The 6914-nt window shown below is 67.6% G+C and carries 11 protein-coding genes and 1 pseudogene; 9 read left to right on the top strand and 3 right to left on the bottom strand.

What is annotated here, in order from left to right:
* A pseudogene (locus tag HUU96_RS08875) lies at positions 1–365 on the bottom strand (integrase); the annotation flags it as partial.
* A gap of 238 nt (positions 366–603) precedes the next feature.
* On the opposite strand from HUU96_RS08875, the gene HUU96_RS08870 reads away from it, so the two are divergent.
* Both HUU96_RS08870 and HUU96_RS08865 read left to right on the top strand, forming a co-directional pair.
* Positions 604–846 carry an AbrB/MazE/SpoVT family DNA-binding domain-containing protein gene (locus HUU96_RS08870; RefSeq protein WP_174292469.1) on the top strand — a complete coding sequence of 81 codons (243 nt, stop codon included), beginning with the start codon at positions 604–606 and terminating at the stop codon, positions 844–846.
* Entirely contained in the window at positions 834–1223 is a 390-nt protein-coding gene (locus tag HUU96_RS08865) for a type II toxin-antitoxin system VapC family toxin (RefSeq protein ID WP_174292467.1), read from the top strand. The genes HUU96_RS08870 and HUU96_RS08865 overlap by 13 nt, the downstream gene beginning before the upstream one ends.
* Before the next feature lie 12 nt (positions 1224–1235).
* On the opposite strand, the gene HUU96_RS08860 is transcribed toward HUU96_RS08865, so the two are convergent.
* Positions 1236–1769, bottom strand: coding sequence for a hypothetical protein (locus tag HUU96_RS08860; RefSeq protein WP_254605149.1), 534 nt, complete (start codon positions 1767–1769; stop codon positions 1236–1238).
* A 101-nt stretch (positions 1770–1870) separates the two neighbouring features.
* Here HUU96_RS08860 and HUU96_RS08855 point away from each other — a divergent pair, with 101 nt between their 5' ends.
* From HUU96_RS08855 to HUU96_RS08840, 4 genes are all read left to right on the top strand, one after another.
* Positions 1871–2221 carry an antitoxin Xre/MbcA/ParS toxin-binding domain-containing protein gene (locus HUU96_RS08855; protein ID WP_174292466.1) on the top strand — a complete coding sequence of 117 codons (351 nt, stop codon included), beginning with the start codon at positions 1871–1873 and terminating at the stop codon, positions 2219–2221.
* 60 nt (positions 2222–2281) lie between these two features.
* Positions 2282–2806 (top strand): RES family NAD+ phosphorylase, encoded by a 525-nt coding sequence (locus HUU96_RS08850; RefSeq protein ID WP_174292465.1) that lies wholly within the window; start codon positions 2282–2284, stop codon positions 2804–2806.
* A 161-nt stretch (positions 2807–2967) separates the two neighbouring features.
* Positions 2968–3645, top strand: a complete 678-nt coding sequence (gene parA, locus HUU96_RS08845) for a ParA family partition ATPase (RefSeq protein ID WP_174292464.1) — start codon at positions 2968–2970, stop codon at positions 3643–3645.
* Between the two features lie 2 nt (positions 3646–3647).
* The gene (locus HUU96_RS08840) at positions 3648–3917 is read left to right on the top strand and encodes a ribbon-helix-helix domain-containing protein (protein WP_174292463.1); all 270 of its coding nucleotides are present in this window, start codon (positions 3648–3650) and stop codon (positions 3915–3917) included.
* Positions 3918–4174: 257 nt separating this feature from the next.
* Here the strand turns inward: HUU96_RS08840 and HUU96_RS08835 are convergent, their stop codons facing one another.
* Positions 4175–5014: a replication initiation protein gene (locus HUU96_RS08835; protein WP_174292468.1), complete on the bottom strand. Its 840-nt coding sequence runs from the start codon at positions 5012–5014 to the stop codon at positions 4175–4177.
* 32 nt (positions 5015–5046) lie between these two features.
* On the opposite strand from HUU96_RS08835, the gene HUU96_RS08830 reads away from it, so the two are divergent.
* The 3 genes from HUU96_RS08830 to HUU96_RS08820 form a co-directional block, all read left to right on the top strand.
* Positions 5047–5496, top strand: coding sequence for a family 20 glycosylhydrolase (locus tag HUU96_RS08830; protein WP_254605148.1), 450 nt, complete (start codon positions 5047–5049; stop codon positions 5494–5496).
* On the top strand, positions 5493–5828 hold the full coding sequence (locus HUU96_RS08825; protein ID WP_174292461.1) for a hypothetical protein: 336 nt from the start codon (positions 5493–5495) through the stop codon (positions 5826–5828). The genes HUU96_RS08830 and HUU96_RS08825 overlap by 4 nt, the downstream gene beginning before the upstream one ends.
* The coding region (locus tag HUU96_RS08820) for a glucose PTS transporter subunit IIA (RefSeq protein ID WP_174292460.1) at positions 5825–6914 on the top strand (1090 nt) is incomplete at its 3' end. The genes HUU96_RS08825 and HUU96_RS08820, both read left to right, overlap by 4 nt.

Genomic DNA, 6914 nt, shown 5'->3' with positions numbered 1-6914 from the left:
AGGCCGCCCGCCTCCGGGTGCGCGCCGGGCGCGGGGTGATTGCTCGCACGGTGGTAATGGCCGATCGCCGCGACGCGCCGCTCGACCGTGCTCGCCCGCGCGCCGGCGTGCGCCTGGTTGGCGACGAAGGCGGCGACCTGTTCGGGGTGCGCCGGCATCGGCCGCAGCTCGCGCCCCTCGCACCAAGCGACATAGATCCGCCAGTCCGACGCATAGGCGCGGTGCGTCGCCGCGGCGCGGGCGGCCTTCTTGTAGGCGGCAGCGCGCTCCAGGTCCTCGCGCAGCACCGCCAGCGCGCCGCCGGCGGGCGCCAGCATCACAAGCGCCGCGCCGGCCGTTATCGTGTCGCCGGTGTCGTCCGTCATGCCGTTGGCCTCTCGCTGGGCGGTTCTGACGCCCTACCCGCCTCGCGTCCAGTCGTGTCCGATAAGGAATGTTATCGGACATGGAGATGTCACTCGTCAGCGGAATCGGTTGCATCTGCGCCATACGATGTACCATATGTCAAATAAGACATATTAAGGCCGCACAGCGTTAAATTGGCAATCGCAGACTTTAGGCCAACATTGCGTTTTTAGCCATAAGCGCGGTATGCAGCCACTTATGACATTCCAGGTCAACATCACGCCAACCGGTCGAATGAGCCTACCAATGGACATCCGCAAGCGCCTCGGCCTTGCGGGTGGTGGCGCGGTCTATGTCGAGGAAACCGACGACGGGATCGTGCTGCGGACCGTCGAGCAGGCCGTGGCACGGGCGCAGGCGATCAGCCGCGCGCTGCTCGACGGCAAGGAAGCCGGCACGGTCGCCGAGTTCATCGACGAGCGCCGCCGATGGCAGGAGTGATCCTCGATACGTCTGCCGTCCTCGCACTGCTACGCGACGAGCCAGGCGCGAAGAAGGTGGCGACCGTCCTGAGCGGGTCCCGCATGAGCGTGGTGAACCACGCCGAGTTGGTCTCCTATTATGCCAAGGCCGGGTCGGACCGCGCGGCGGTCGAGGGGATGCTACGCGCGCTGCCGATCGAACTGGTGCCGGCGGATCGCGACCTCGCGGTCGCGGCCGGATTGCTGCGCGCGGTCACGGCCGAGGCGGGCCTGTCGCTCGGCGACCGGTTCTGCTTGGCGCTCGCCGCACGCGAGGGGCTCGTCGCCCTGACGGCGGATCGCGCCTGGAAGGATGTAGCCGCGGCCTGCGGGGTGAAAGTGACGGTTATCCGCTGACCGTCGTCCGCTTCACCGCTTGGGTGAATGGACGATCGTTAGGCTGCCTCCGCCACCGGCGCCGCAGCGTTCCCGTCCGGCCACCCTCGCCCGGGCCAGCCGCGGATCCTCGTACAGGTCGCGCAAGCCGCGCCGGCGGAAGGCGTTCCACCAGCGCTGCCAGCGATGCTCGGTCGCGTCGTGGAGCATGTGGCAGCGCTGGCACAGCGCAGCGAGGTTGGCGGGGGCGTTGTTGCCCGGATCGTGGTCGAGATGCGCGCAGGCGAGCACGACGAAGGTGGTGCGCACCCGCGCCAGCAGGACGTGGTCGCGCATCATGACGTGCCGGGCGATGCGCCTCCCCTGCCCCGATCGCCAGCAGCCCGCGCCGGCGTCCCACCAGCGCCCGTCGCCGAGATGCGCGACATGCCGGCGATGCGGCCGCCGGCAACGCTCGCAGCGCGAGGCGGCGCGATCGAAGCGGATCGCGTCCGACAGCTGGCGCCAGTCGATCGGGTAGAGCCAGCGGTTCTCGGCACGGATCGGCATCGTGATTCTATGAGTCACGCTGACCGGGAACGAAAGCGGAAAATGACGGCAAGCGTTGACAGAGACCTGCATTGCACGTCGTCCAAGATGAAAGCATATCACAGGCAAGGAATGCACCCATGCTTGCCGCTTTCCTCGACGATATCCGCGACCACGACCAGATCGCGCCTCGTCGCATGGCCGAGCGGTTGCGGCTGCCACTGTCACGGCTCGCCAGGCTGGCGCACGTCAACCGCAACACCATGACCAACAAGCCCGGCAGCCCCGCCGTGCAGGCCAAGCTCGGCGAGATCGCCCGCATCATCGCTCATGCCGCCGACCTCGCCGGCGACGAAGGCCGGGCGATCATCTGGTTCAAGCATCAGCCCATTCCCGGGTTCGGCAAGACGGCCGAGGAGCTTGTCGAGGACGGCCGCGCCGAACTGGTGATCGAGGATCTGGAGAGGATGCGCGAGGGCGTCTATTCGTGATCCGGTACCTTCCGTGAGCGGAAGTGCGGCCGGCTGGCACGGATCGGCGAGAACTGCGGCATGACCTACCCCGCCCGCCCCTATGCCGGATCGCTGTGGCGGATGATCCATCCCGCCCGGCAACGCGCCGTGTATTCGGGCGAAGGGGCGCGCCTCTATGGCGGGCGCTGGAACATGAAGGGCTGGCCGGCGCTCTATCTTGCCGTCGATCACGTCACCGCCGTCGCCGAATATTATCAGGGACTGCCCAAGCCCGGCATGCTCGTCCCCTACCGGATCGAGGCCCAGGCGATCACCGACCTGACCGACGGGCGGGGCAGTCGGGTCGATGATCGCGTGGCGGGAGCGCTGGCGGCCGATTGGAAGAGGATCGCTGCTCTCGACGGGCAGGTTCCGCCAAGCTGGGCACTGGCGCAGGAGATGATCGCGACGGGCGTCAAGGGAGCGCTGGTTCCGTCTGCGCAGAACCGGGGCGGCACTGCCGTCATATTGTGGCGATGGCGGGAGGTGAACCGCCCTGGCGAAGGCGCAGTGCTGGCGGTGCTGGATTCGGCGAATACGCTGGCCGGCAGCGGTCTAGCTTAGAGTTCGCTTTCAAGTTCGGCTCTTAGCCGGACCCGAAGCGTCGTCATCCGTGTGGCACCTGGGCAGTATGCACTTGCCCTCACGTCAACAGGCCCTCTTGTCATCACGCTTACCTGTGAACTATCCAACGTGTTCACATCTTCACATGCTCGAGTGAGAATATGCGAACGATTTCGATCATCAGCCAGAAGGGCGGCGCGGGGAAGACCACGCTTGCCATCCATCTTGCCGGCGCCGCCACGGCCGCCGGATGGTCGGCGCTGATCCTCGACGCCGATCCTCAAGCGACCGCCAGTCAGTGGAACCACTGGCGGGGCAGCGCGGAGCCGGAAGTGGTCGACTGCGCGTCCCCTACCCTCCTGCCGCGCAAGGTGCAGCAGGCGGCCGATCTGGGCGCCGACCTCGTCATCATCGACACGCCGCCCCATGCCGACATCATGGCGCGCGAGGCATGCAAGATCGCCGACCTGATCCTGATCCCCTGCCGCCCACAGGCGTTCGACCTGTCGGCGGTGGAGACGACCGCCGAGCTGGTCAAGGCGGCCGGCAAGCCCGCGTTCGTCCTGTTCACCGGCGGCCCGCAGCGGGCGCCCGCCACCTACCGCGACGCGCGCGAGTTGATCGAGGGCGGGGAAGGGCTCGACGGCATGGGCGTGCCCGTCGCGCCCGTCATGCTGACCCAGCGGGCAATCTACCATCACAGTACTGCGCAGGGGAAAACCGCGCCCGAGGCGGAGCCGGAGGGCAAGGCCGCGGAAGAGGTCGCGGCACTGTGGGCGTGGACGTGCGAGCGCGTGAACCTGTCCACACGTAAGCAGAAGAAGAGAAAGCGGGGCTGACCATGAGCAAGTTCGGGGCGATGAAGCAGCAACGGACCGAGCGGGCGAAGGCGGTCGAGCCAACCCTGCCCCCGCCGGCGGTCGAGGGCGCGCCGGCGCGAGCGGCCGCGCGGCAGGGCAAGAAGGCCGTGAGCGCCTATTTCAGCCCGGAGGTCAGTCGCGGGCTCAACGTGCTGGCGGCCGAGAACGGTATCACGCTCCAGGCGCTGATGGGCGAGGCGATCGACCTGCTCATGCGGCAATATGGCAAGCATCCGTTTGGGGAACGCTAGCCGACCGCGTCAGCACCGGCTGTGAGGTACTGGTATACAAGTGCGCGTGCGGACGTGTGAACACGCAAACTAAGCCACAGGTGATCGCGTTCATATTTGACCATCCGCGAAAGCACGAAGATCGTCCGCATATACCGACTCCCGTGCCTGACATTCCGGTCGCGGTGGATGTCCGCAATCAGGCTAACAGCCAAGCCGTATACGAGTATACTCGTATAACCGTACTCTCGGGCAAAGGTGAGTTTTGGGGTAGGGGCTCACCGTTCGAGCGCCGTGGCGCTGAAATCGACCAAGACCGGCAGTTCGGGAATACCGCCGCGCAGCTTGGCGCGACGGATGATGCTGTGCTGGTCGATCAGATTCTGCGCGTCGCGCTTGCCACTCGACGTTTTCGGGAACCAGTGGAGCGCGACTCGCTCGACCTTTCGACCATTCTTGATCGGCGTGAAATCGACATAGAAGGGGCAGAGCTTGTTGATTTCTTCGACGGCGACCTTGAGGCAATATTTGTTGATATCGGCAAAGCGTTCGAGCTTGCCCTCGGGCACGTTGAGCAGCCCGCGCAGCTCCTCGATCGTGAACTCTTCCTTCTGCTTATATTCGAGGCCGATGCGGCGCTCGATCATCTCGTAGAGGCACAGGGCGTATTTTGATTCGAAGCAGTACATCACCTGCGTCTTGAGGCGAGCATAGACCTCACTGTTTCGCAATATCTCGATCAGCTCCTCGGGAATGCGATAGTGGAGGAAACCGTCTTTTTCGAGGCTCTCGTCGCTTGGGCCGAGGAGCTGAACGCGCCGCTTGTAGCTTTTGCCGGCCTTGCGGATCGTGACGATCGCGATTGTGCCCATCAGGCGCAGCAGCGAGCTTTCGACCCGCTCGTTGCCTTGGTGCGTGCCCTTCAAGGCCGACTTTGCGATGCGGTGGATGATCGGCTCGCCAATCCGCTCCCAGGCGTTGGCGATCAGCAGATTGTAGATGCGGCGGTCGGCGAGGGTGAGGGGGCTGAGTTCGACAATGTCGACCAGCTCGCCGGGCTTGACGATCTCGCCGTAATTGGCGGGATCGAACGGGTTGCCACGCCCCTTCTGCGCCAGGGTGCGGAAGGTGAGATCGACTACAGTCCACCTTGCCGTCCGAGCCGCCCGGCCGCGGCTTCGCGGTGACGTCGCGCGACATCTATGCCTATGATCCCGGCGACCCACCCCATGCGGCGGTGACGCCGGCGCTGGGAACGGCGGCGGTGAGCCATGTGCTTGGCGTCCAGGGTCAGCTGTGGACCGAGCATATCGACAGCGATGCGCGGGTGGAGGCGATGGCGCTGCCCCGCGCCGCCGCGCTCGCCGAGATTGCCTGGACTGCCGCCGACCGGCGCGACTGGCCGAGCTTCGCGGGCCGCCTGCCAGCGATGCAGGCGCGCTATCAGGCGTTGGGGCTGCATCCCGACGGACCCGGGGTGCCGCCGCCGCCCTCGCCGCGTCGCGTCAGCCAGCAGCTCGATCCGTGCACCGACGCCACCTCGCTCAACCTGGAAGGGCGAGCCCCCCCGGCGAGACGAAGGCACCCGTCTATCTGGTGACGATCAGGAATCCGTGTTGGATCTACCGCGGCGCGGCTGCGGCGGGGCGCATCGCGGTCGGCGTGGCGGCGCTGCCGTTCAACTTCCAGTTTGCCGACGACATCTCGCCGCCGCCAGTGCCTGAGAATCGCAACGAGCTTGTGATCCGCCGCGGCTGCAACGGCCCGGTGCTGGCGACGGTGTCGCTGGCGGGGGTGGCTCGCGATGGCGTGGCGCATGAGCTCGTCGTGCCGCTCCCGCCTGGGGTCGGCCGCGCCGACCTCTGCTTCGTACTCGCGCGGTCGGGGTCCGATCCGCTCTGGGTGCTCGGCTGGGTTGAGCCGCGGCCATGACGCTGCGCCTCGTCTCGCCGATGCAGGGCTGGGCGGGGCCTCTCGCCGAACTGCCCGACGCCGCCTTTGCGGAGGGGATGGTCGGCGACGGCGTGGCGATCGACCCGGTCGGCGATGCGCTCCATGCACCATGTGCGGGCGTCGTGGTCGGCGTCCATCGCGCCCGGCACGCAGTGACGCTGCGCGCCGACAATGGCGCAGAGATCCTGTGTCATATCGGCATCGAGACGGTGGCTCTCAGCGGCGAGGGCTTCACGGCGCACGTCGCCGATGGCGATCGGGTCGAGGCGGGCGCGTTGCTGGTCAGCTTTGACCTCGACCGCCTCGCGCGCGGGGCCAAGAGCCTCGTCTCGCCCATCCTGGCGATCGACACCGAGGCCTTTCGCATCAGCCGCCGCGCCTGCGACACCCGGGTTGCGGTCGGCGACTGGCTGATGGACTTGGAGGCGACCGGCGCACAGGTCGCTGCGTCCGTGTCGGCGAACGCGGCTGTTCGCGATCGCGCCGTGACCCTGCCGCCGGGCCATGGCATCCACGCCCGCCCCGCCGCCGCGATCGCCGCCTGCGCACGCCGTTTCGCGGCCGAAATAGAGGTGGTGACGTCCCGCACCAGCGCGTCCGCGACCAGTGCGGTCGCGCTGATGACGCTCGGCCTCGCGGCAGGTGACCAGGCAACGCTGCGCGCGCGCGGCACCGATGCCGAGGCGGCGCTGCAGGCGCTTGCCGAACTGATCGAGCATGGCCTGAAGGGAGAGCAGGCCGCCCCCGCGAGCATCGGCATCACCGCCCCGGCGACGCGGCGCGGCGTCACGGCGGTGCCGGGTATCGCGGTCGGCACGATCGTCCGGCTGGAGTCGATCCGCCGCGAGCCGCCCGCGGCCGGGCAGGGCGTAGCGGAGGAGACCCGGTCGCTCGAAGCGGCCGTTGCCACCGTTCGCGCGGCGCTTGGTCAGCGCATGGCAGCGCCCGCCGTGCAGGCGGATATCGCACGCGCGCATCTGGCGTTGCTCGACGACCCGCGCCTGCACGCTGCCGCGGCCGCCGCTCAAACACCTGATCGACCACTTCGACCACATCGCACGGGTG

This window comes from Sphingomonas bacterium (assembly GCF_903644135.1).
Taxonomy (GTDB): domain Bacteria; phylum Pseudomonadota; class Alphaproteobacteria; order Sphingomonadales; family Sphingomonadaceae; genus Sphingomonas.
This window is presented reverse-complemented; position numbering and strand designations above follow the sequence as displayed.